The sequence below is a fragment of the Streptomyces sp. CB01881 genome (assembly GCF_002953255.1).
GTDB lineage: Bacteria > Actinomycetota > Actinomycetes > Streptomycetales > Streptomycetaceae > Kitasatospora.
Window position 1 is genome coordinate 9,386,808 of the sequence record NZ_CP026498.1, and the last position, 21,229, is coordinate 9,408,036.

17 protein-coding genes and 1 pseudogene are annotated in these 21,229 nt (G+C 72.9%); 10 read left to right on the top strand and 8 right to left on the bottom strand.

Features of this window, described 5'->3' with window-relative positions; translation table 11 throughout:
• Window positions 1–210 precede the first annotated feature (210 nt).
• Window positions 211–951: a hypothetical protein gene (locus tag C2142_RS30625; RefSeq protein WP_148646079.1), complete on the bottom strand. Its 741-nt coding sequence runs from the start codon at window positions 949–951 to the stop codon at window positions 211–213.
• A gap of 195 nt (window positions 952–1,146) precedes the next feature.
• Here C2142_RS30625 and C2142_RS30630 point away from each other — a divergent pair, with 195 nt between their 5' ends.
• Complete coding sequence (locus C2142_RS30630; protein WP_346766440.1) at window positions 1,147–3,639, top strand: DUF3516 domain-containing protein; 2,493 nt, start codon at window positions 1,147–1,149, stop codon at window positions 3,637–3,639.
• 296 nt (window positions 3,640–3,935) lie between these two features.
• On the opposite strand, the gene C2142_RS30635 is transcribed toward C2142_RS30630, so the two are convergent.
• Window positions 3,936–4,766, bottom strand: a complete 831-nt coding sequence (locus C2142_RS30635; RefSeq protein WP_148646081.1) for a hypothetical protein — start codon at window positions 4,764–4,766, stop codon at window positions 3,936–3,938.
• A 214-nt stretch (window positions 4,767–4,980) separates the two neighbouring features.
• Between C2142_RS30635 and bioB the strand changes: the two genes are divergently transcribed.
• From bioB to bioD, 3 genes are read left to right on the top strand one after another with little or no spacing between them, the layout of a single operon-like run.
• A complete protein-coding gene (gene bioB, locus C2142_RS30640; RefSeq protein ID WP_148646082.1) occupies window positions 4,981–6,285 on the top strand; it encodes a biotin synthase BioB in 1,305 nt (434 codons plus the stop codon).
• A 23-nt stretch (window positions 6,286–6,308) separates the two neighbouring features.
• On the top strand, window positions 6,309–7,640 hold the full coding sequence (locus tag C2142_RS30645) for an adenosylmethionine--8-amino-7-oxononanoate transaminase (protein ID WP_148646083.1): 1,332 nt from the start codon (window positions 6,309–6,311) through the stop codon (window positions 7,638–7,640).
• Entirely contained in the window at window positions 7,637–8,392 is a 756-nt protein-coding gene (gene bioD / locus C2142_RS30650; RefSeq protein ID WP_148646084.1) for a dethiobiotin synthase, read from the top strand. The genes C2142_RS30645 and bioD overlap by 4 nt, the downstream gene beginning before the upstream one ends.
• A gap of 105 nt (window positions 8,393–8,497) precedes the next feature.
• Here bioD and C2142_RS30655 read toward each other — a convergent pair whose 3' ends face one another.
• The gene (locus C2142_RS30655) at window positions 8,498–9,433 is read right to left on the bottom strand and encodes a hypothetical protein (RefSeq protein ID WP_148646085.1); all 936 of its coding nucleotides are present in this window, start codon (window positions 9,431–9,433) and stop codon (window positions 8,498–8,500) included.
• 173 nt (window positions 9,434–9,606) lie between these two features.
• On the opposite strand from C2142_RS30655, the gene C2142_RS30660 reads away from it, so the two are divergent.
• From C2142_RS30660 to C2142_RS30675, 4 genes and pseudogenes are all read left to right on the top strand, one after another.
• The gene (locus tag C2142_RS30660; protein ID WP_148646086.1) at window positions 9,607–9,786 is read left to right on the top strand and encodes a hypothetical protein; all 180 of its coding nucleotides are present in this window, start codon (window positions 9,607–9,609) and stop codon (window positions 9,784–9,786) included.
• Between the two features lie 185 nt (window positions 9,787–9,971).
• The gene (locus tag C2142_RS30665) at window positions 9,972–10,418 is read left to right on the top strand and encodes a hypothetical protein (RefSeq protein ID WP_148646087.1); all 447 of its coding nucleotides are present in this window, start codon (window positions 9,972–9,974) and stop codon (window positions 10,416–10,418) included.
• A 197-nt stretch (window positions 10,419–10,615) separates the two neighbouring features.
• Window positions 10,616–11,968 carry an NtaA/DmoA family FMN-dependent monooxygenase gene (locus tag C2142_RS30670; RefSeq protein ID WP_241002876.1) on the top strand — a complete coding sequence of 451 codons (1,353 nt, stop codon included), beginning with the start codon at window positions 10,616–10,618 and terminating at the stop codon, window positions 11,966–11,968.
• A gap of 104 nt (window positions 11,969–12,072) precedes the next feature.
• Window positions 12,073–12,357 (top strand): annotated as a pseudogene (locus tag C2142_RS30675) (FMNH2-dependent monooxygenase); the annotation flags it as partial.
• A gap of 138 nt (window positions 12,358–12,495) precedes the next feature.
• Here C2142_RS30675 and C2142_RS30680 read toward each other — a convergent pair.
• Both C2142_RS30680 and C2142_RS30685 read right to left on the bottom strand, forming a co-directional pair.
• Window positions 12,496–13,035, bottom strand: a complete 540-nt coding sequence (locus C2142_RS30680) for a GNAT family N-acetyltransferase (RefSeq protein ID WP_148646088.1) — start codon at window positions 13,033–13,035, stop codon at window positions 12,496–12,498.
• Between the two features lie 60 nt (window positions 13,036–13,095).
• Window positions 13,096–13,731 carry a 50S ribosomal protein L11 methyltransferase gene (locus C2142_RS30685; RefSeq protein WP_241002877.1) on the bottom strand — a complete coding sequence of 212 codons (636 nt, stop codon included), beginning with the start codon at window positions 13,729–13,731 and terminating at the stop codon, window positions 13,096–13,098.
• A 436-nt stretch (window positions 13,732–14,167) separates the two neighbouring features.
• On the opposite strand from C2142_RS30685, the gene C2142_RS30690 reads away from it, so the two are divergent.
• Window positions 14,168–15,349 (top strand): ROK family protein, encoded by a 1,182-nt coding sequence (locus tag C2142_RS30690; RefSeq protein ID WP_148646089.1) that lies wholly within the window; start codon window positions 14,168–14,170, stop codon window positions 15,347–15,349.
• A gap of 138 nt (window positions 15,350–15,487) precedes the next feature.
• Here C2142_RS30690 and C2142_RS30695 read toward each other — a convergent pair whose 3' ends face one another.
• Window positions 15,488–16,285: a GntR family transcriptional regulator gene (locus C2142_RS30695; RefSeq protein ID WP_148646090.1), complete on the bottom strand. Its 798-nt coding sequence runs from the start codon at window positions 16,283–16,285 to the stop codon at window positions 15,488–15,490.
• A 319-nt stretch (window positions 16,286–16,604) separates the two neighbouring features.
• On the opposite strand from C2142_RS30695, the gene C2142_RS30700 reads away from it, so the two are divergent.
• Window positions 16,605–17,414 (top strand): exodeoxyribonuclease III, encoded by an 810-nt coding sequence (locus C2142_RS30700; RefSeq protein WP_148646091.1) that lies wholly within the window; start codon window positions 16,605–16,607, stop codon window positions 17,412–17,414.
• A gap of 97 nt (window positions 17,415–17,511) precedes the next feature.
• Here the strand turns inward: C2142_RS30700 and C2142_RS30705 are convergent, their stop codons facing one another.
• Both C2142_RS30705 and C2142_RS30710 read right to left on the bottom strand, forming a co-directional pair.
• Window positions 17,512–20,034, bottom strand: coding sequence for a collagenase (locus tag C2142_RS30705; RefSeq protein ID WP_241002878.1), 2,523 nt, complete (start codon window positions 20,032–20,034; stop codon window positions 17,512–17,514).
• A 614-nt stretch (window positions 20,035–20,648) separates the two neighbouring features.
• The gene (locus tag C2142_RS30710; RefSeq protein WP_148646093.1) at window positions 20,649–21,200 is read right to left on the bottom strand and encodes a helix-turn-helix domain-containing protein; all 552 of its coding nucleotides are present in this window, start codon (window positions 21,198–21,200) and stop codon (window positions 20,649–20,651) included.
• Window positions 21,201–21,229: the final 29 nt, after the last annotated feature.

A 21,229-nucleotide genomic window follows, 5' to 3' on the forward strand; every position in this document is an offset into this window, starting at 1 on the left:
TGGCACGCGGGGCGCCGGGCGGGCAATGTGCGTCTGGGCACACCCTCGGCGGGTCCTGTTGTCCGTTTCCGTGCGGCCCCGTACGGTCCGTACGGCCCCCTCCGGTGTGTGCGGCCCCGTCCGGCCTCCCGCGGCCCCTCCGGTGCGACGGGCCCGGCGGCCGCCGCCACGAAGGGGCCGACGCCCTGTGCCGAAGGGCGCGCGCCCGGCTCAGTGCGACCAGTAGGGGTCGTCCACCGGGGTGGCCGGGCCACTGCCCCGGTTGCCCCGGTTGCCGTACACGCTGTCGGCGGCGTGCTCGACGCCGTCCTGCTCGGCCGTGATCTCCACCTCCGTGGTCTGCGAGAGGGTCGCGCTGCCGGAGTCCTCCACCCGGACGGTGAGCCGGACGCCCTCGGGCGAGGTGGCGGTGTGCTCGGTCCGGTACCCGGCCGAGGGGCGGTGCCCGAACTCCTGGCTCTGGATGTCGCGGTAGCCGTTGCGGGCCCAGTAGTCGGTGATCGCCGCGGCGAGGGCGGGGTGCCGGCCGGCCGCGACGGTGGTGGTCAGCCGCAGCGAGCGCGAGACGGAGGTGAGCGGGCTGCGGGTCCCGTCCATGTAGTGGGCACCGGGCAGGACCAGGTAGCCGCTGTCGCGGTACCGGACGGCGGGCGTGATGCCGTTGACCGTCCCGGTCAGCGCCCGCTCGAAGCGGTCACGGCACTCGGCGGCCGTCATCAGCGGGCGCTCGTCGGCGGTCTTCTCGCCCAGCTCGTGGTTGAGCCAGACACCGAAGCCCATGATCAACGCCATGACCAGCAGCATGCTCGCGAGGAGGGCGCCCAGCACGACGCGGACGATGCGCAGGGCCAGGCCGCCGGCCCGCCCGTTCGTCGCCGCCGGTGTCGTGACCGTCGCGTCGGCCGTCCCCGGCCCCTCCGCCGTCGCCGCAGTCTCCGCCGTCTCGGCCATGCCCATTCCCCCTGCCAACCGGTGCGTTCTTCCGCGCCGACAGTAGCCGCGCGGCCGGTCCGGGCACCTGAGTACGCGTACTCAACCGCGCCGCCGCGTCCGCCGGCGGCCGTCGGGCGCCCGGGCGGGCGGCCGCGGGCTTTGCCCGGTGTGGGCGCGAACAGGCAAGATAGCCGGGTGACCCTCCTTGACCTGATGCCGAAGCCCGCTACTCCCGACGCTCTGTACGAGACCTTCGCCGCCTGGGCGGAGGAGCGCGGGATCACGCTGTACCCGGCGCAGGAGGAGGCGCTGATCGAGCTGGTGTCGGGGAACAACGTGGTCCTGGCGACGCCGACCGGCTCCGGCAAGAGCCTGGTGGCGGCGGGGGCGCACTTCGCGGCGCTGGCGGAGGGCAAGCGGACCTTCTACACCGCGCCGATCAAGGCGCTGGTGTCGGAGAAGTTCTTCGACCTGTGCAAGGTGTTCGGCACCGAGCAGGTCGGCATGATGACCGGTGACGCGAGCGTCAACCCGACCGCGCCGATCATCTGCTGCACCGCCGAGGTGCTGGCGCAGATCGCGCTGCGGGACGGCGCGCGGGCCGACATCGGCCAGGTGGTGATGGACGAGTTCCACTTCTACGCGGAGCCGGACCGCGGCTGGGCCTGGCAGATCCCGCTGCTGGAGCTGCCGCAGGTGCAGTTCCTGCTGATGTCGGCGACGCTCGGCGACGTCCGCCGCTTCGAGGAGGACCTCACCCGCCGCACCGGCCGGCCCACCACCGTCGTCCGCTCGGCGACGCGCCCCGTGCCGCTGTTCTACGAGTACCGCCGCACCACCCTGCACGACACGCTGGAGGAGCTGCTGAAGACGGGTCAGGCGCCCGTCTACGTCGTGCACTTCACGCAGAAGGAGGCGGTGGAGCGGGCGCAGTCGCTGATGAGCATCAACATGTGCTCGAAGGCAGAAAAGGACGCCATCGCCGACCTGATCGGCGGTTTCCGCTTCACCACCAAGTTCGGCCGCAACCTCTCCCGGTTCGTGCGGCACGGCATCGGCGTGCACCACGCCGGCATGCTGCCCAAGTACCGCCGGCTGGTCGAACGCCTCGCCCAGGCAGGCCTGTTGAAGGTGATCTGCGGGACGGACACGCTCGGCGTCGGCGTCAACGTGCCGATCCGCACGGTGCTGTTCACCGCGCTGTCCAAGTACGACGGCGTGCGGGTGCGCGTCCTGCGGGCCCGTGAGTTCCACCAGATCGCGGGCCGCGCCGGGCGGGCCGGGTTCGACACCGTGGGGCAGGTCGTCGCGCAGGCGCCGGAGCACGTGATCGAGAACGACAAGGCCGTCGCCAAGGCGGGCGACGACCCGAAGAAGAAGCGCAAGATCGTCCGGAAGAAGGCGCCGGAGGGCTTCGTCGGCTGGTCCGAGGAGACCTTCGAGCGGCTGATCGCCGCCGACCCGGAGCCGCTGGTCTCCCGTTTCAAGGTGAGCCACGCGATGCTGCTGTCGGTGATCGGACGGCCCGGCAACGCCTTCGACGCCATGCGCAAGCTGCTCACCGACAACCACGAGGACCGCGCCGCCCAGCGCCGGCACATCCGCACCACCATCGCCATCTACCGCTCGCTGCTGGAGGGCGGCGTGGTGGAGCGGTTGGACGAGCCGGACGCCGAGGGCCGGATCGTCCGCCTCACCCTGGACCTCCAGGAGAACTTCGCGCTCAACCAGCCGCTCTCCACCTTCGCGCTGGCCTCCTTCGAGCTGCTCGACCCGACCTCGCCGTCGTACGCGATGGACGTCGTCTCCGTCGTCGAGGCGACCCTCGACGACCCGCGCCAGATCCTCGCCTCGCAGCAGAACAAGGCCCGCGGCGAGGCCATCGGCGAGATGAAGCGCGACGGCATCGAGTACGAGGAGCGGATGGAGCGGCTCCAGGAGATCACCTACCCGAAGCCGCTGGAGGAGCTGCTCACCCACGCCTACGAGGTGTACCGCCGGGCGCACCCGTGGATCGGCGACCACGAGCTGCGGCCGAAGTCCGTGGTCCGCGACCTGTACGAGCGGGCGATGACCTTCTCGGACTACGTCGGCCACTACGAGCTCGCCCGGACCGAGGGCATCGTGCTGCGCTACCTGGCCGGCGCCTACAAGGCGCTGGAGCAGACCGTCCCCGAGGACGTGAAGACCGACGACCTCAAGGACGTCATCGCCTGGCTGGGCGAGCTGGTGCGCCAGGTCGACTCCAGCCTGCTGGACGAGTGGGAGCAGCTGGCCAACCCGACCGAGCCGCAGGCCGCCGAGGTCACCCTGGACGACAAGCCGGCGCCGGTCACGGCCAACGCGCGGGCCTTCCGGGTGCTGGTGCGCAACGAGATGTTCCGCCGGGTCGAGCTGGCGGCGCTGGAGCACTACGACGCGCTGGGCGAGCTGGACGGCGAGTACGGCTGGGACGCGGACCGCTGGGCGGACGCGCTCGACGGGTACTGGGAGGAGTACGACGACCTCGGCACCGGCCCGGACGCGCGCGGCCCGAAGATGCTGCTGATCGAGGAGGAGGACTCCTCGTGGCGGGTCCGGCAGATCTTCGACGACCCGTCGGGTGACCACGACTGGGGCATCAGCGCCGAGGTCGACCTCTACGGTTCGGACGAGGAGGGCCGCGCGGTGCTGCGCGTCACCGCGGTGGACCGCCTGGGCGGCTGAGGCTCCGCTGGCCCGGTAACCCTCGGACGGGGCGCTCCCGGGCCGGGGTGACCGCCGGACCGCGAGCACCCCGGCCGGGCGGTCACCGGCGGGTCACCGCCGGACGCGGGGGACGCGGGCGGACGTAAGCGCAAGGAGGCCGGGGTCCGCAGAGTGCGGGCCCCGGCCTCCTCGTGTCCGGACTCCGGCCGGCCCCGTTCGGATCTCAGGCTCCGGGCTCCGGGCTCCGGGCTCCGGGCTCCGGGCTCCGGGCTCCGGGCTCCGGGCTCCGGGCTCCGGGCTCCGACCTGCCCCGATCAGATCCAGATGAACGGCGCGCCCGCCGCGTACGACAGCGCCCGGGTGGCCTCGTCCAGCACCTGCTCCGCGCCGGCCCCCGGGCTGGGCGGGACGGCGAGCGGGGTCGCGGAGACGGAGGCCCCCGGGGAGGCGGACGGCGAGCCGCCGTGGCCCTCGACCGGCCGCGAGCTGGTGACGGTCACGTGCCGTCCGACCGCCTCGACGCGCTGCTCCGTGCCGGGCTTGGCGGTGCCGGCGGGCAGGGCGGGGGCGGTGGAGGCGTCCGGGAGGATGAAGGCGAGCGCGCCCGGCTTGGCCCGCAGCGCCTCGGCGGCCTTGGCGGCGGCGGCCTGGTCGGCGAAGCGCAGCAGGGTGACGCTGCTGAGCACCGGCTTGTCCTGGCCCGCGAAGCTGACGGTCAGGTAGCCCTGGCAGCCGCTCTCGCGGAACAGGTCCTGGGCCCGGTCCTGGAGGGCCTCGGTGCAGTTCTCGCCCTGGCGGACGCCGGAGCGCTTGCCCTTGTAGGCGCCGACCTCGACCACCCGCTGGGCGGGGAAGAGGGTGTCGGCGTTGAGCCCCTCGGGGTCGGCGCCGCTGCGCGGGGGCGGGGAGCCGACCACGCGCGGCGTCTTGGTCGCGTCCTTGCTGGACGGGCCGAGGCCGGGTATGAAGTCGCCGGGCGTCGGGCGGGTGATGATCCAGCCGCCGGCCGCCACGACGCCGACCACCACGATCCAGCCCACGACGCGGCGGGCGCCGACTCTCCTGGCCGGCCGCCGGTACGCGCCGCCCGGCTGGTCGGTTCCGTGGTCTCCCGGTGACGGGGTGCGCTCCCCCTGCGTGGTCATGGCGCAGATTCTAAGCAGTGCGCAGGTGGTGGAGATCACGGGGGAGGGCCGGTGACGATCACCCGCGCCGGGGGGCCGGGGAGCTCCGCGGCCGGGGAGTGACATTTACCACTACAGTGAGCTCCGACACTGTGACAACTCGCACATCCTCCCGGAGATCTTCTGGTGGGTTTCCTCTGGCGTCGTCCGTCGGCCACCAGGCAGGATCAGGCCCATGGATCTGCTCGATACCCTCACCGCCAAGGGCCTGCGCGGCGAAGCCCCGACCCGCGAGGAGGCGCTCGCCGTCCTCGCCACCACCGACGACGAGCTGCTGGACGTCGTCGCGGCCGCCGGGCGGGTGCGCCGGCAGTGGTTCGGCCGCCGGGTGAAGCTCAACTACCTGGTGAACCTGAAGAGCGGGCTCTGCCCGGAGGACTGCTCGTACTGCTCGCAGCGGCTGGGCTCCAAGGCCGAGATCCTCAAGTACACCTGGCTGAAGCCGGACCAGGCCGCCGAGGCCGCGAAGGCCGGCGTCGCCGGCGGCGCCAAGCGCGTCTGCCTGGTGGCCAGCGGCCGCGGCCCGACGGACCGTGACATCGACCGGGTCGCCGACACCATCTCCGCCATCAAGGACGCCGACCCGGCCGTCGAGATCTGCGCCTGCCTGGGCCTGCTCTCCGACAACCAGGCCGAGCGGCTGAAGGCGGCCGGCGCCGACGCCTACAACCACAACCTGAACACCTCCGAGGGCACCTACGGCGACATCGCCACCACCCACACCTACGCGGACCGGGTGGACACCGTCCAGAAGGCGCACGGCGCGGGCCTGTCGGCCTGCTCCGGCCTGATCGCGGGCATGGGCGAGAGCGACGAGGACCTCGTGGACGTGGTCTTCGCGCTGCGCGAGCTGGGCTCGGACTCGGTGCCGGTCAACTTCCTCATCCCGTTCGAGGGCACCCCGCTGGCCAAGGAGTGGAACCTCACCCCGCAGCGCTGCCTGCGCATCCTGGCGATGGTGCGCTTCGTCAACCCGGACACCGAGGTGCGGATCGCGGGCGGCCGCGAGGTCCACCTGCGCACGCTCCAGCCGCTGGGCCTGCACCTCGCCAACTCCATCTTCCTCGGCGACTACCTGACCAGCGAGGGCCAGGCCGGGCAGGCCGACCTCGACATGATCAAGGACGCGGGCTTCGAGGTCGAGGGCGCCGGCGAGGCCACCCTGCCCCGGCACCGGGCCGACGTCGCCGCCGCGGTGGCCACGGGCGGCGCCTGCGGGACCGGCGGCGGCTGCGGGCCGTGCGGCGGGCACGGCGAGGCCTCCGGCGACGCGGCCGGCGAGGAGGAGGCAGGCGGCGGTGCGCACGGGTGTGGCCCCTGCGGCGGGCATGCCGTGGCGGCCCCCGCCGAGAACGCGGCCGAGAGCGCGGCCGAGAGCGCGGCCGAGAGCGCGGCCGAGAACCCCAACGACGAGCTGCGCAGCGACCTGGTCCGGGTCCGGCGCCGCGGCGCCGGCACCGAGCTGGCGCCCAACGCCTGACCGCTGCAAGGGAATCCATCATCATGGCTCAGCCTTCCGCCCCCGCCCGGCCCGCCGGGGCCCTGCCCACCGACACCCTGCTCGCCCTCGACCGGGCGCACGTCTGGCACCCGTACGGGCCGATGCCCGGCACCGCCACCCCGTACGTGGTGGAGTCCGCGTCCGGGGTGCGGCTGAAGCTCGCCCGACCCGTCGAGGGGAGGGACGAGCTGGTCGACGGGATGTCGTCCTGGTGGGCGGCGATCCACGGCTACGGGCACCCGGTGCTGGACGACGCGGTGCGCGGGCAGCTGGGCCGGATGAGCCACGTCATGTTCGGCGGGCTCACCCACGAGCCCGCCGTCCGGCTGGCCGCGCGGCTGGTGGAGATCACCCCGGAGCCGCTCCAGCACGTCTTCCTGTCCGACTCGGGCTCGGTGGCCGTCGAGGTCGCGATGAAGATGTGCCTGCAGTACTGGCAGTCCACCGGACGGCCGGAGAAGCGCCGGCTGCTCACCTGGCGCGGCGGCTACCACGGGGACACCTTCCACCCGATGTCGGTCTGCGACCCGCAGGGCGGCATGCACCACCTGTGGGGCGGGGTACTGCCCGACCAGTTGTTCGCGCCGCAGCCGCCGGCCGGCTTCGACGCGCCGCTGGACGCCGAGTACGCGGCCCGCTTCGACGAGTTGATGGAGCGTCACGCCGGCGAGCTGGCCGCCGTCATCGTCGAGCCGGTGGTGCAGGGCGCCGGCGGGATGCAGTTCCACTCCCCCGCCTACCTGCGGATGCTGCGCGAACTCTGCGACCGCCACGGCGTGCTGCTGGTCTTCGACGAGATCGCCACCGGCTTCGGCCGCAGCGGCGCCCTGTTCGCGGCCGACCACGCCGGCGTCTCCCCGGACGTCATGTGCCTGGGCAAGGCGATGACCGGCGGCTACCTCACCATGGCCGCCGCACTCTGCACCGGCGAGATCGCCGACGGCATCAGCCGGGGCGAGATGCCCGTCCTGGCGCACGGCCCGACGTTCATGGGCAACCCGCTGGCCGCCGCGGTCGCCAACGCCTCCATCGACCTGCTGCTCGGGCAGGACTGGCAGACCGAGGTGAAGCGGATCGAGACCGGCCTGCGGGACGGCCTTGCGGACGTGGCCGCCCTGCCCGGTGTCCGGGACGTCCGGGTCCTGGGCGCCATCGGCGTCGTGCAGTTGGACCACCCGGTGGACATGGCGGCGGCGACCACGGCGGCCGCCCGGGAAGGCGTCTGGCTGCGCCCGTTCCGGGACCTCGTCTACACCATGCCGCCGTTCGTGACGGGGGACGAGGACGTGGCGCGGATCGCGGCCGCGGTGACCGCTGCGGCGGTGGCCGGATGATCGCCCCTCCCGTGCTCTTCGTCACCGGCACCGGCACCGAGGTCGGCAAGACCGTGACGACGGCCGCCGTCGCGTCGGCGGCCCTCCAGGCCGGCCTGCGGGTCGCCGTGCTCAAGCCCGGCCAGACCGGGGTCGAGCCGGGCGAGCCGGGGGACGTCGAGGAGGTCGCCCGGCTGGTCGGCGCCCCGCTCGCCGGCCGGCTCACGCTGCGCGAACTCGTCCGCTACCCCGAGCCGCTGGCGCCCGACACGGCCGCCCGGCGCTCCGGTCGGCCGTACCTCGCCCCCGCCGACACGGCCGCCGCCGCCGCCGAACTGGCCCACGACCACGACCTGGTCCTGGTCGAGGGCGCCGGCGGCCTGCTGGTGCGCTACGACGACGAGGGCCGCACGCTCGCCGACCAGGCGCTCGCCGCCCGCGACCTCGGCCTGCCGGCGCAGCTGCTGCTGGTCGCCACGGCCGGCCTCGGCACGCTCAACACCACCTCGCTGACCGCGGAGGCGCTGGCCGCGCGCGGCCTGCCGCTGTTCGGCGTGGTCATCGGCGCCTGGCCCGGCTCCCCCGGCCTCGCCGACCGCTGCAACCTCGCCGACCTGCCCCGGTCGGCGGGCGCCCCGCTGCTCGGCGCCCTGCCCGAACGGGCGGCCGCCGCCGGGGACTTCGCCGCCGTGGCGCGCGCCTCGCTCGCCCCGGCGCTGCACGGGCGGTGGGACGCGGCGGAGTTCGCGAGGACGCATCAGGCGGCGGGCTGACCGGCCCCGGCGGGAGGCCCGGTGAGTGGCCCGGTGAATGGCCCGGTGAATGGCCGGGTCACCGGGCCTCCCACCGGGCCTGCCGCATGACCCGGCCGGTCCGCCTCAGAGGATGGCCTCGCACACCTGCCCCAGGCGGTGCGCTTCGAGGAAGACGTCGCCCTGCTTCGGGGTGGGCATCGGCATCGTGGCGAAGGCCTTCAGCTCCGCCCGGAACGCCTCCGGGACCTTGAGCAGGTCGGCCAGGAAGAAGAGCCCGCTGCGCAGGCCCTCGATGTCCGGGTCGTCCGGCCAGGCTATCGTCACGACGTAGCCGATCGTGTGCAGCAGCCGCCCGAGGGTGAACCAGTTGAACTCCTCGGCCGACGACAACTCCCGTGCCAGGTCGACCACGCCGTCCATGGCAGCGGCGAACTCCACTACCAGGGCCCTGCCCACCTCGTTCGACTCGGCGGCCGGGATCCTGCTCGTGTAGGCCTCGATCCGCTCGATCTCCGACGGCGGGAAGTCGAGCGTGCGCAGCGTGTCCAGGAACTCGGCGAGCCTCTCGGCGCCGCCCGACGATCCGGTCAGCGGGGCCAGATGGAGCTTCCAGCCGACGCCGCAGCCGGCCCGGTAGAAGTTCATCCTCCTGTGCCGGTCGATCCCGGGGGCGCCGTTCGGGGTCGTTGGCGGTGCCGCCGCCGCTGCCGCTGCCACCGGGGGCCGACCGCTCCCCTGGCTCACGCTGCCCTGTTTGCGCTTCTGCTCGGCCCGGGCGGCGGCCAGCAGCTGCGCCCATCTCAGCCCGGACTGCCGGGTGGGTGTCTGCCCCGCCTGTCGTTGCAGCCAGGGCACGAACGCCTCGAAGTAGCCGGTGAACCGTTCGCTGGGGACGGAAACCCTGGTCAGCCACCCGTTGATCGTCGAGTCGGAGATCGTGACCGGCGGCACCTGAACCTCACCCAGCCGGACCGCGGTCTTCAGCGGGGGCGGCCCGGCCGCCTCCCACAGGTCCCGTAGCTCCGCCCAGAACCGATCGGCCGCATCATCCACCCGCATGCACGTCCCCCCTGTTCGGACGACCGACGGAAGCGGTCGCCGGAAAATCATCAATAACAGTGCTGGCCAGCATAGTTGGGTCACCGCGGACCGACCACGGATCGCCGGATGTCCCCGGAAGCGGGACAACGGTGTCATCGAAGGGCTCGAACCCGGACCTCGGAGGCTCGCACATGTCCGTCCTGTTCCACCTGTTCCAGAACGGCTCCACCCTGCTCGGCACCGCCGGAACGATCTACGCCGCAACCGTCTCCGCGACCGCCATGACCTCGGCCTTCTCCCGGAACCCGCAGCGCCGGCGCGACGCCCGGGCCTCCCTGGCCCTCCTCCTGCGCCGCTCCCGCGGCCGCTGAGGACCGGTCCTGACCGGTCGGAACCGGTCAGGACGGAGCGTCCGGCGACGGCTTCGGCAGGAGGGGCGGAACCGTCGTCGGAGGCGTCGCAGGCGACTGCGGCGGGCACTCGGCTTCGCTGGAACGAGTGAAATCCACGCCCAGGCGGTAGCACGGGCCCGGCGGGGCTCAATACCGTTCTCGGCATGACAGACGGCCTGACGCTGGACGAGTCCCTCCGGGCCCTCGCCGCACTTGAGGCGGTGTGGAAGGAGGACGACGAGGCGCTGACCGCGCTGGCCGCCGGCGGCCCGGGCGAGCAGCCGCTCCCGGCGCTGGTCGCGGCGTACGGCGAGCACGCCATCGACACCCTGATGGCGCTCGCCTTCGGCCTGCAGTCCAGCATGACCGACGAGGAGTTGGCGGAGCTCACCGATGCCGTGAGCGCCAACATCGGCGCCCGGATGGCCGCCCTGCTCGCCCAGACCCTGCGCGCCTGGGCCGGCACGGCCGCCGCCAACGACCTCGGAGCCACCAGGGCGATCGCCCGCACCGTCATCGACGCCCTGCGGGCGGTCACCGAGGAACCGGGCAAGACGGACGTCCTGCCGCTGCTCGCCACCTTCCGCACGTACGCGCTCAGCCACCCCTGAGGGCTCCGCGGGGAGTTCGCGCGCCGCCGCCGGGCACCCGCCGCGCCCCGGCCCGGGGGACGCCCGGCGCTGCCCCGTCCGCGGGGTTCGTTCCGCCCGTGAACAGTTGATTGCATCCGTTGCCCCCGCTCCCCCGGCCTGCGCAGGATGGGCCGGTCCCCAGCGTCCGGGCGGGTCACAGGAGGCGATCAACCGTCGTGTCGGGTAAGCAGATTCACCTTGCCGCGTTCTTCCCGGGGATCGGGAACTCCACCGTGTGGTCCGATCCGCGGGCCGGGAGCCAGATCGGCTTCGAGTCGTTCGTCCACCTCGCGAAGACGGCCGAGCGGGGGAAGTTCGACTTCCTCTTCCTCGCCGAGGGCCTGCGGCTGCGGGAGCACAAGGGCGAGACCTACGAGCTGGACGTGGCCGGCCGGCCCGAGTCGCTGACCGTGCTGAGCGCGCTGGCGGCCGTCACCGACCGGCTGGGGCTGGCCGCCACCGTCAACTCGACGTTCAACGAACCGTACGAGGTGGCGCGGCGGCTGGCGACGCTGGACCACCTGAGCGAGGGCCGGGCGGCGTGGAACGTGGTGACCAGCTGGGACGAGTTCACCGGGGAGAACTTCCGCCGGGGCGGCTTCCTGGCGGAGGCCGACCGGTACACCCGGGCCGCCGAGTTCCTCGCGACAGCACGGGAGTTGTGGGACAGCTGGGCCGAGGGCGACGTCCTGGCGGACGCCGTGGGCGGACGGTTCGTCCGGGCCGGGGCGGGCGGGTTCGCCCACCGGGGCCGGCACTTCGACATCTCCGGCCGGTTCAACACGCCCCGGCCGCCGCAGGGTCACCCGGTGATCATCCAGGCGGGCGAGTCCCCGCAGGGACGGGACTTCGCCGCCTCCGACGCCGACGTGATCTTCAGCCGGTACAGCAGGCTCGCCGAGGCCCGGCAGTTCTACCGGGACGTCAAGGGCCGGCTCGCCGCGCACGGCCGTTCACCCGAGCAGCTGAAGATCCTGCCCTCCGCCTCGTACGTGCTCGGCGACACCACGGAGGACGCGCACGAGCGCGCCGCCGAGATCCGCCGGGCGCAGACCGGCCCGCAGACCGCGATCGCCTACCTGGAGGCGATCTGGGGGCGGGACCTCTCCGACCACGACCCCGACGGCCCGCTGCCGGACGTCGACCCCGACCCGGACAGCCTGCTGCTCAAGGGGCACGCCCTGTTCCGGGTCGACCGGGAAGCGACGGCCCGGAAGTGGCGGACGCTCGCACAGGAACAGGGGCTGAGCATCCGGGAGCTGGTCACCGAGGTCACCGGACGCCAGACGTTCATCGGGACGGCGCGCGAAGTCGCCGACGCGATCGACGGGTTCGTGCAGAGCGACGGCTCGGACGGCTTCGTCCTCACCCCGCACCTGACCCCGGGCGGCCTGGACGACTTCGTCGACCAGGTGGTACCGCTGCTCCAGGAGAAAGGCGTGTACCGCGCCGACTACACCGGCAGCACGCTCCGCGACCACCTGGGGCTGACGGCCCCGAAGCAGCGGCTCCGGGAGGCGACCGCATGACCGGGCAGAGCCGGAACCAGGGCCAGAGCCACGCGCAGGGCGGGGACCACCGGGAGGGCCGCGAGGACCGGGACGACCGGCAGCCCCCGCAGGACCGTTCCCGCCTGCACCTCGCCGTCGCGCTGGACGGCGCCGGCTGGCACCCCGCCGCGTGGCGTGCCGAAGGCGCCCGCCCCGCCGAGCTGTTCACCGCCGGCTACTGGGCCGACCTGGTCGCCGAGGCTGAACGCGGCCTGCTCGACCTCGTCACCCTGGAGGACACCCTCGCCGTCCAGTCCTCCCGCTTCACCGGCCCCGACGACCGGACCGACCAGGTCCGCGGCCGCCTCGACGCGGTGCTGATCGCAAGCCGGATCGCGCCCCTCACCTCGCGGATCGGGCTCGTCCCCGAACTGCAACGGCGCGGGGCGTTCCGGACGGCGTACACGGCGGACACCCTCCGCGGCCACCTCGGCCTCCCCCGGCCGACCGGCCGCTACGCATCGGCCCGGGCGGCCGGCTGAGGCCCCGCGGCCTGCGGCCCGCGGTCAGGCGTCCAGGGGCTTGACCCAGCGGGTCCACTGCGGCTGGGGGCCGTAGCCGGCCGCCTTCCAGGTGCGCTGCCCGAGGCCGTTGCCATCCAGCACCATGGCGTCGGCGCGGCGTCCGCCGAGGGCGGTGAAGCGGGCCTCGGCAGCGGCCAGCAGGGCGGCGCCGATGCCGCGACGGCGGTGGGCGGGGTCGACGGCGAGACGGTAGAGGTGGCAGCGCCAGCCGTCCCAGCCGGCGATCACGGTGCCGACGACGGTCCCGGTGTCCGCGGCCGGCGTGGCGACGATCAGGCACTCCGGGTCGCGCTCCAGCAGAGCGGCCACACCGTCGGCGTCGTCCGTGATGCTGGTCCCCTTGGCCGCGCGGGCCCAGAGGGCGAGCACCGCGGGTATCTCGTCGGGGGTGGCGGCACGCAGCACGACGTCACCCGCGCCGGTGGCGGTCACGTCAGAGGTGACCTCGTCGGTCAGGTCGCCGGCGGTCAGGTCGCCGGCGGTCAGGTCGCCGGAGGGCTCGTCGGTCAGGTCGTCGGTCATGTCGGTGTGTCTACCAGGCCGTTCGGCCCGTCCGCTGGTATTTCCGGACTCCGGACGGGCTCAGCCCTGCGGCGGGTCGAGCCGCCAGACCGTGGTGGTCTTGAGCGCCGCGTCCTCCAGGTCCGCGACCACCGGGACGTCGTACGCGGCCAGCGCGCTGAACCGCTCGCGCGGCAGGTAGGCCCGGCCCGGGTCGCCGACGATCACCACCGCGCCACGGGCCCGCGCCCGCTCCAGGAAGGGGAGGAAGCGGGCGGCCATCGCCCGCTCGTAGAAGACGTCGCCGGCGAGCACCACCTCGGCCGGTGCGCCGTCCCCGTCCAGCAGGTCCTCCACCGCGGCGTCGACCCGGACGCCGTTCGCCTCGGCGTTGACGTCGATGGCCGCCACCGCGTAGGCGTCGATCTCGGCGGCCCGTACCGACCGCGCGCCGCGCAGCGCCGCCGCGATGCCCACCAGTCCGGACCCGGCCGCCAGGTCGAGCACCGTCCGCCCCGCGACCAGTTCCGGGTGGTCGAGCACGTACCGCGCGACGCCGACCCCGCCGGCCCAGGCAAACGCCCAGAACGGCGGCGCCAGGCCCACCTCGCCGCGCACAGCCTCCGTGGTCTCCCACAGCGCGATGGCGTCCTGCGCCATGTGGAGGGTGACCTCGGGGACGAACGGCACCGGGGCCGGCCGGGTCTCACTCCGCACAAAGCTCCGGTCCGACAGCACAGTTGCACCCGGATGAACGTCGCGCGTCTCGTTCAGCATGTCCGCAGCATAGAGGCTCCGCGGGGGTATCCCGACCAGCCCGCGCCGCGCCGCGGGCAGGGGCGGGAGGGGGACGAGGGTGTGCCGGTGGTGCCGTGGAAGGGAGGAGCACGCACGGCGACCCGGTGCGTACCATTTCGATACCGAAGCCTTGGTGAGCTGCGAAGATGCTCGCCCGCCGGGCCCGGGCCCGGGTAGCATCCGGCACGTGCCCTCCGGGCTGGCGCAGGCGGCTCAGCGCTGCCGTGCCCGCGGTCCGGGCGGCGGACTCCCGCGGGACACCCGGCGGTCGGCATTCGGTGGTCGGCATTCGGTGGTCACCGCGCACTCGGCACCGCGCGCCAGGGCTGTCGCGCGAACGGCGAAGGGCAGCGTCTTGGCGGATCGGCTCACCGGAGGAGACTCCTCGCTGCTGCGGCGGATCAACGCGGCGGTCACGCTTCGGGCGCTGCGGGCCGGCCACTCGGTAACCCTCACTCAACTGGTCGGGGACACCGGACTGTCCCGGCCCACGGTGGAGGGCGTGATCGAGGGCCTGGTCGAGACCGGCCTGGTCGCCGAGGTGGAGCAGCCGCAGAACGGCGGCCAGCCCGGCGGCGCGGGCCGCCGGGGGCGTCCGGCCCGCTGGTTCCGGTTCCGCGCCGAGGCCGGGCACATCCTGGGCGTCGAGATCGGCGTGCACGACATCCGGGTCATCCTCGCCGACCTCACCGGCGAGGTGGTGGGCAGTCACTTCCGGACCGTCGAGGAGGGCGTCGACGCCGAGGAGCGGCTGACGGCCGTACGAACCGTCGTCGCCGAGGTCCTGCGCAAGGCCGGCGTCTCCCGGGACAACCTCTGGGCGGTCGGCGTCGGCACCCCCGGCATCGTCGACCGCGACGGCACCGTGCAGCTCGGCACCGCCATGCCCGGCTGGACCGGCCTCGACCTGGGCGCCCGGCTGCGGCGCTCGTTCCGCTGCCCCGTGATGATCGAGAACGACGCCAACCTGGCCGCCATCGCCGAGCACTGGCAGGGCGCGGCGGTCGGCGCGGACGACGTGGTCTTCGTGATGGCGGGCCTCAGCCCCGGCGCCGGCTCGCTGATCAACGGCAAGCTGCACCGCGGGTTCGGCGGCGCGGCCGGCGAGATCGGCGCCCTCCACCTGCTCGGCCAGGAGGTCACCCCCGAGCGCCTGCTCTCCACCACCGGCAAGCCGCTCAACCCGCTGGACGAGGCCGCCGTCGCCCGGGTGCTGAAGCTGGCCCGTGAGGGCGACGAGGTGGCGAAGGTGGCGATGGACCGCTTCCTGACCCGCCTGGTGCAGGGCGTCGCCGCCCTGGTCCTGGCGATAGACCCGCAGCTGGTCGTGGTCGGTGGCTGGGCCGCCGGCCTCGACGGCGTCCTGGAGCCGCTGCGCGAGCGCCTCGCCCAGTTCACCCTGCGCGCCCCCGAGGTGGCGCTGGCCGCGCTCGGCTCGGAGGTCGTCGCGATGGGCGCACTGCGGGTGGCGCTGGACCAGGTCGAGGAGCAGCTCTACGCGGTCGACCCGCCCACGGGCGCGGGCGCCCGGGCCTGACCCTGCCTGGGCCGGCGGTCTCCCGTGACGGCCTCTCCCGACGGCGGCCACCAACGACCACCACCGCCACCAACGGCCCAGGCCCGGACGCCTGTGGGCGTGTCCGGGCCTGGGCCTGAGGGTATTTCGGCAGGTGGTTCAGGAGGCGGTGCGCACCTCGGCGGCGGCACCGGTCGCGGCGCCGACGGGGGCGCCGACAGGGGTGACCTCGACGACGCCGGCCTCGCCGAAGGTGAGCTTGCAGGTGTCGGCGCGGTAGGTGGAGACGGCGAGGGCGACCAGGCGGCCGGCGGCGGCGTACTGGGTGGTCATCACCAGGACGGGCGAGCCGGGCGGGCGCTCCAGCAGGGCGGCCTCCTCGGCCTCGGCGACGCCCAGCTCGACGGCGCGGGACTCACCGTCGACCTCCAGGCGCTCCAGCTGGCGCAGCACCGAGCGGGCACGGTCGCTCTCGGCGCGGAAGCCGGGCAGGTGCGGCAGGGCGGCGGCGGGCACGTGCAGCGACTCGGTGGCCATGTTCTGGCCCTGGACCAGCCGCACCCGGCGGACGGTGTGCACGGTGGCGCCCTCGGCGATGCCGAGCGCCTTGGCGAGCCGCGCGGTGGCGGGGGCGGTGGTGCAGTCGACGGTGCGCCAGGCCTGGCTGCGGGCGGTGCCGGGCCAGCCCTCCTCGTGCCGGTTGACCGGGACGCCGACCCGGGGGGCGGCGATCAGGGTGCCGATGCCGCGGCGGCGGACCAGCCGGCCCTCCAGCTCCAGCTGGTCGAGCGCCTGGCGCAGGGTGGCCCGGGCGACCCCGAAGCGGGCGGAGAGCTCGCGCTCGTTGGGCAGGACCTGGCCGGTGGAGAACTCCGTGTCGATCGCGCGGAGCAGCACCGTGCGCAGGTGCCAGTACTTCGGTTCCGGTACCGCCGCGAGCTGTCCTGTCGTTCCCACCGTGGCCTCCACCCTGTTTTGTCCGCCGTGCTGAAAGGAGGGCGGACCCGGCCCGCTGTCCGCTGTTGCGGCAGGTGGGAGAGCGGGCTTTATCCGTCCTTCTTTATTAAAGGTCCTTGCAGTAAGTGACCCTAGGGGCTGCGTCGGGAGATGGTCAAGACCAATGACGGCGGTTGGTGCGGTTGTCCCGCGGGTTCACGTCGCGTTCACGACACTCCGATATCCGGACACCCGGCCGCCGACCCTTGGTACCCCGGCCCTTCCCCCGCGCTCGACGCGCCGCCGCCGCGCCGGCCGGGGGGCTCGATAGGCTTCCCGGGTGATTGTGGTGACGAGTGTCAATGTGAACGGGATCCGGGCGGCCGCCAAGAAGGGCTTCATCGAGTGGCTGGCGGCCACCGAGGCGGACGTGATCTGCCTGCAGGAGGTCCGCTCCGAGCCCGGGCAGCTGCCCGTGGAGCTGCGCGACCTGGACGGCTGGCACGCGGTCTGGGCGCCGTCGGTCGCCAAGGGCCGTGCGGGTGTCGCCCTGCTGTCCCGGCAGGAGCCGGAGCGCACGGTGGTCGGATTCCAGTCCGAGGAATTCGACAATTCGGGCAGGTATGTGGAAATCGACCTTCCCGGGCTGACCGTGGCCAGCCTCTACCTCCCCTCCGGCGAAGTCGGCACCGAACGCCAGGAGGAGAAGGAACGCTTCATGGCGGAATTCCTCGTCCACCTCGGCAGGCTCCGCACCCGGGCCGCCGCGGAGGGCCGCGAGGTCGTCGTCTGCGGCGACTGGAACATCGCCCACCGCCCGGAGGACCTCAAGAACTGGAAGGCCAACCAGAAGTCGGCCGGCTTCCTCCCCGAGGAACGTGCCTGGCTCACCCGCGTCTACGAGGAGGCCGGCTACGTCGACGTGGTCCGCCGCCTCCACCCCGACCGCACCGGCCCCTACTCCTGGTGGTCCTACCGCGGCCGGGCCTTCGACAACGACTCGGGCTGGCGCATCGACCTCCAGGTCGCCACCCCGGGCCTCGCCGCCAAGGCCGTCGAGGCGTACGTCGAACGCGCCGAGACCCACGCCGAGCGCTGGTCCGACCACGCTCCGGTGACCGTGGCGTACGACCACGACCAACTCCTCTAGCACTTACCGAAGTTCGGGCAATTGCAGTGCCCCGCCCGCGCACGCGAACGCCCGGCCGGGAGAGCCCGGCCGGGCGCCAGTCGCGGTGCTCCGTGGATCAGAACTGGGTGGTGACGGTGACGCCGGTGAAGTCGGTGGCGGCGTACAGGCCGAAATAGCGGTAGCCCGCCGTAGGGTTGGTGACGGTGATGGACTGGGTGGTGCCTGCGGCCGTGGAGGCGGCGGTGTAGGCCTTCGGCGACGCCCAGGTGTCCGCGTTGTAGTACAGGTACGCGGTGCCGGTGCCGCCGAAGGTGTTGACCTTCAGCGTGGCGGTCCCGGCCGGCAGGTAGACGTACAGGTAGTCGGTGTTGCCGACGGTCGCCGAGCGGCCGGTCCGGGCGCAGTTGCGGTCCATCGCGTCGGCGCGCTGCTCGGGGCAGGCCGGCAGGCCGAGGGCGGTCGTGGTGACCGCGCCCTGTGTGGTGCCGCTCCGGCCGGTGTCATCGGTGGTGGTCAGCGCGATGGTGTACGGGCCGGGCGCGCCGTAGGTGTGGCTCGGGCTGCGCTCGTCCGAGAAGGTGCCGTCGCCGAAGTCCCAGTGCCAGCCGGTGATCCGGCCCGGGCCGGTCTGCACGGAGCGCTCGTTCAGGCTGACGGTCGCGCCGTTCGCCGTGGTGTCGAACAGCGAGGTCGGACCGGTCGCGTAGCAGCCGCCGGCGACGCAGGCGTCGAGCCAGGCGTCGAAGTCGGCGTCGTACGAGGTGCCGAGGTTGTTGTAGACCGCGTAGCCACCGGGGTAGTCACCGACGCGGAAGCGCTCCAGCATCGCCTGGACGTCGGCCGGGTGCCTCTCCAGCATGTACCGGACGGACAGGTAGCCCCACGGGTAGATGCGGGTCGAGTCCGAGTTGGCGTAGGTGTTCTGGAAGAGCGTGCTGAGCTTGTAGGTGTGCTTGGCCGCCTGGTTCATCGCGTCGACGTCGGTGGCGCCGCGGTGGCTGTACGAGACGTACTCGGCGAGGCCCTCGACCCACCACTTGTTCGGGACGGACGACTGGGTGTCGTAGTTGCCCTTCAGGTTGTAGATGCCGTCGAGGTAGTGGGTGTACTCGTGGTTGAGGTTCCACACCCGGGCGGGGTCGTTGACGTTCCAGGCCTTCTGGTACATCACGGTCACGGCCCGCTTGTTCGGGTCGGTCGCGTCCATGACGGTCTGGCCGCCGTTGTCGGTGCTGTTGCCGTAGATCGCCCACGAGTAGGTGGTGTAGTCGGCCTTGTTGGCGAAGATCCCGAAGGTGACGGTCTTGGCGTACTGGTTCGGGATGGCCCCGCTGTCCTTGGACACGCTGTGGAAGAGCGCGTCCTGCTTGCGCAGGCTCTCGCAGACAGTGGCCAGTTCGGCGGCCGACAGGGACTGGGCCTGGAGGATGCGGTTGTCGCAGACCAGTTGGTTCGGCAGGATCACCGAGGTGAGCTTGTTGCGCAGGTCGCAGATGCCGTAGTACGAGCACTGGCTGTAGTTGAAGTACTCGGCCTGGCGGGCCGTGTACAGGTACAGCGACCCGAAGGGCGAGAGCAGCGGCGCGGAGTCCAGCACCTTCTTGACCAGCGGCTTGGCCACGGCCTCGGCGGCGGGGCTGGTCCCGGCGAACTTGGCCAGGTCGTTGCCCGCATTGGTGTCGAGGACGGAGTGGGGCCCGCTGAGCAGGTCCCGGTGGTTCATCGCGAAGTCGGCGAGCGAGTTGATGAGGCTCGGGTCGGCCGCGAGCGCTTGGACGAAGTCCTTGTTCCGGTAGCCTTCCCAGAGCGGGTAGAACAGCACGGAGTTGACCGCGCTGCGCATCTGCGGGAACTGATTGTACGTGTTGTCGTACTCGTCCAGGATCCGCTTGTAGACGCCCAGGTAGTGGGCCTGGACGTTGGCGCTGTCGGTGAGCCACACCACCTCCTTGAGGATGCGGCCGTTGTTCTCGCTGACGTCGCGCCAGCGGGTGCCCGCGAAGAGAGTGTCCAGGGCGGTCGTGACGGCGTCGGTGAGCGCGGGGGTGTACGCGCCCGCCGCAGCGGGGTAGTAGAACTGGATGTAGTAGCCCACCTGCAGGTACTTCACCAGCTGCGCGATGCCGGTCGTGTTGTCGCCGGGGTAGTTCGCCGCCACGTCCTTGAGGGCGGCCGCGACGGACAGCATCCGGGCCTGGTTGAAGATGCTCGGGTCGGCGCCGGCGCTCTGGTACAGCGAGTTGATGCACTCCGGGGTCGAGCTCTTGATGAAGGCGACCAGCTCGGCCCCGGTGTGGGCCGCGAAGTCGGCCGGGGTGCAGCTCTGTACGGCGAGGGACTTGAACTGGGCGGGGGCGGCCGCGTCGGCCGGCTCCTCCAGCAGGCGCGTCGCGCCGATCAGCGCGGGGGACAGCGGGGCGGCGGGCTCGCCGGGTTCCTCGGAGCCCGTCGTCGTGGTCGGGGCCGTCGGGGCGGCGGGGCCGACCGGGCCGGCCGAGGCGGTCGTCGTGGTCGGAGCCGACCCGGCGGTCACGACGGGCGGCGCCGCGAAGGCCTGGGCCGGGAGCACGGCGGTGGCCGTGGCGCAACAGGCGACGACGCCTGCCGCGAGCACGGAGAGTCTGGTGCGCAGGAGCACGCCGAATCCTTCGTCGAGTGGGGGCAGCCCGACGTGGGGTCGGGCTGAAGGAAGGAGATTTGGCGTGGATCCTGTCATCGACCGATGATCAGAACAATGTCACAGGTTATATTGCATGAGAGTTTCGGCCATCTCGCGGCTCGCACCCTCCGAGCGGCTGACCTGCGACGTTCCCGGCCTGAGCGGATCGGCGTATGGGAGCCGAAGGGACATCGGGCCACGATCCGGACGGCCGCACCAGGCCGACGGGTCGCACGGACTGGCCGATCTGCGCCCCAATGCGGAACGCCCGGCCGGGAGACCCCGGCCGGGCGTGCACGGCCTGTTACGCGACAGGCCTCGAAGGTCATCAGGCAGAGTGAACCATCCATCAGCGCACGGGCCCCCGCCGAGAACGGGACGACCTGGATCAGGGCCTTACGGGCCCGGGCCAGTGCCGCCAGGCGCCGGAGCTGTCCGGCCGTCACATCCGCACCGCCGACCGGCCGGCGGATCACCGCCTCGTCCAGGACGGCCCAGTACATCGGTGCGTCCTGCCGAGGACCAGCGGCCGGTCCGGGAGTGTGACGAGCAGGTCCGGCAGTAGCGAGCGGATACTGCCGGGTGCCGTCGGTTCAAGGCCGCTCCTCGTCGGGGGATGGCGGACCGAGTGGGAAGCGGATGGGACTGAGCAGATAGGGTGCGCGACCCGGTGCCGGCCGGTTGGCCAGCCGAGGACCCAGTACCGCGAGCAACTCAGCTGTCATCTCGGCGAGTTCGTCCGGGCTGAGCCAGAGCGTGCCCTGGCGGTACGAGACCGCGTCGGCCACCGGGTCGGCGCCGTCGCGGTCGAGGTAGGCGTTGAACTCGGCGATCAGCACGGCCATGGCGGTGGCGAAGCCGCGGCGGTGGTCCTCCGGCGTCATCGCCGCGGCGGCGTCGACATCGACGACCGGGCGGTCCTGCCGCAGTCGGTAGTGCCGCTCGACAGCGCCGCGCACCCGCTGCTCTCCGGCCACCTCCAGGAAGCCGGCCTCGGCCAGCAGGGCGACATGCCGGTACATGGTCACCTTCGGCACCTCGGGCATGCGCTCACACAGCTGCGCGGTGGTGAGCACCCGGCCGCCGGAGAGCGCGTGCACCACGCGCAGGCGCACGGGGTGGAGAAGTACGTCGGTAGTGTCCATGGCGTTACGATTCCATGCTCGTTACTATT

What these genes read in the sequence shown, in the direction of transcription:
- C2142_RS30625 (WP_148646079.1), bottom strand. Translation starts at nt 951, where the DNA reads ATGGCCGAGACGGCGGAGACTGCGGCGACGGCGGAGGGGCCGGGGACG.
- C2142_RS30655 (WP_148646085.1), bottom strand. Translation starts at nt 9,433, where the DNA reads ATGCGGGTGGATGATGCGGCCGATCGGTTCTGGGCGGAGCTACGGGAC.
- bioD (WP_148646084.1), top strand. Translation starts at nt 7,637, where the DNA reads ATGATCGCCCCTCCCGTGCTCTTCGTCACCGGCACCGGCACCGAGGTC.
- C2142_RS30630 (WP_346766440.1), top strand. Translation starts at nt 1,147, where the DNA reads ATGCCGAAGCCCGCTACTCCCGACGCTCTGTACGAGACCTTCGCCGCC.
- bioB (WP_148646082.1), top strand. Translation starts at nt 4,981, where the DNA reads ATGGATCTGCTCGATACCCTCACCGCCAAGGGCCTGCGCGGCGAAGCC.
- C2142_RS30665 (WP_148646087.1), top strand. Translation starts at nt 9,972, where the DNA reads ATGACAGACGGCCTGACGCTGGACGAGTCCCTCCGGGCCCTCGCCGCA.
- C2142_RS30635 (WP_148646081.1), bottom strand. Translation starts at nt 4,766, where the DNA reads ATGACCACGCAGGGGGAGCGCACCCCGTCACCGGGAGACCACGGAACC.
- C2142_RS30660 (WP_148646086.1), top strand. Translation starts at nt 9,607, where the DNA reads ATGTCCGTCCTGTTCCACCTGTTCCAGAACGGCTCCACCCTGCTCGGC.
- C2142_RS30680 (WP_148646088.1), bottom strand. Translation starts at nt 13,035, where the DNA reads ATGACCGACGACCTGACCGACGAGCCCTCCGGCGACCTGACCGCCGGC.
- C2142_RS30710 (WP_148646093.1), bottom strand. Translation starts at nt 21,200, where the DNA reads ATGGACACTACCGACGTACTTCTCCACCCCGTGCGCCTGCGCGTGGTG.
- C2142_RS30645 (WP_148646083.1), top strand. Translation starts at nt 6,309, where the DNA reads ATGGCTCAGCCTTCCGCCCCCGCCCGGCCCGCCGGGGCCCTGCCCACC.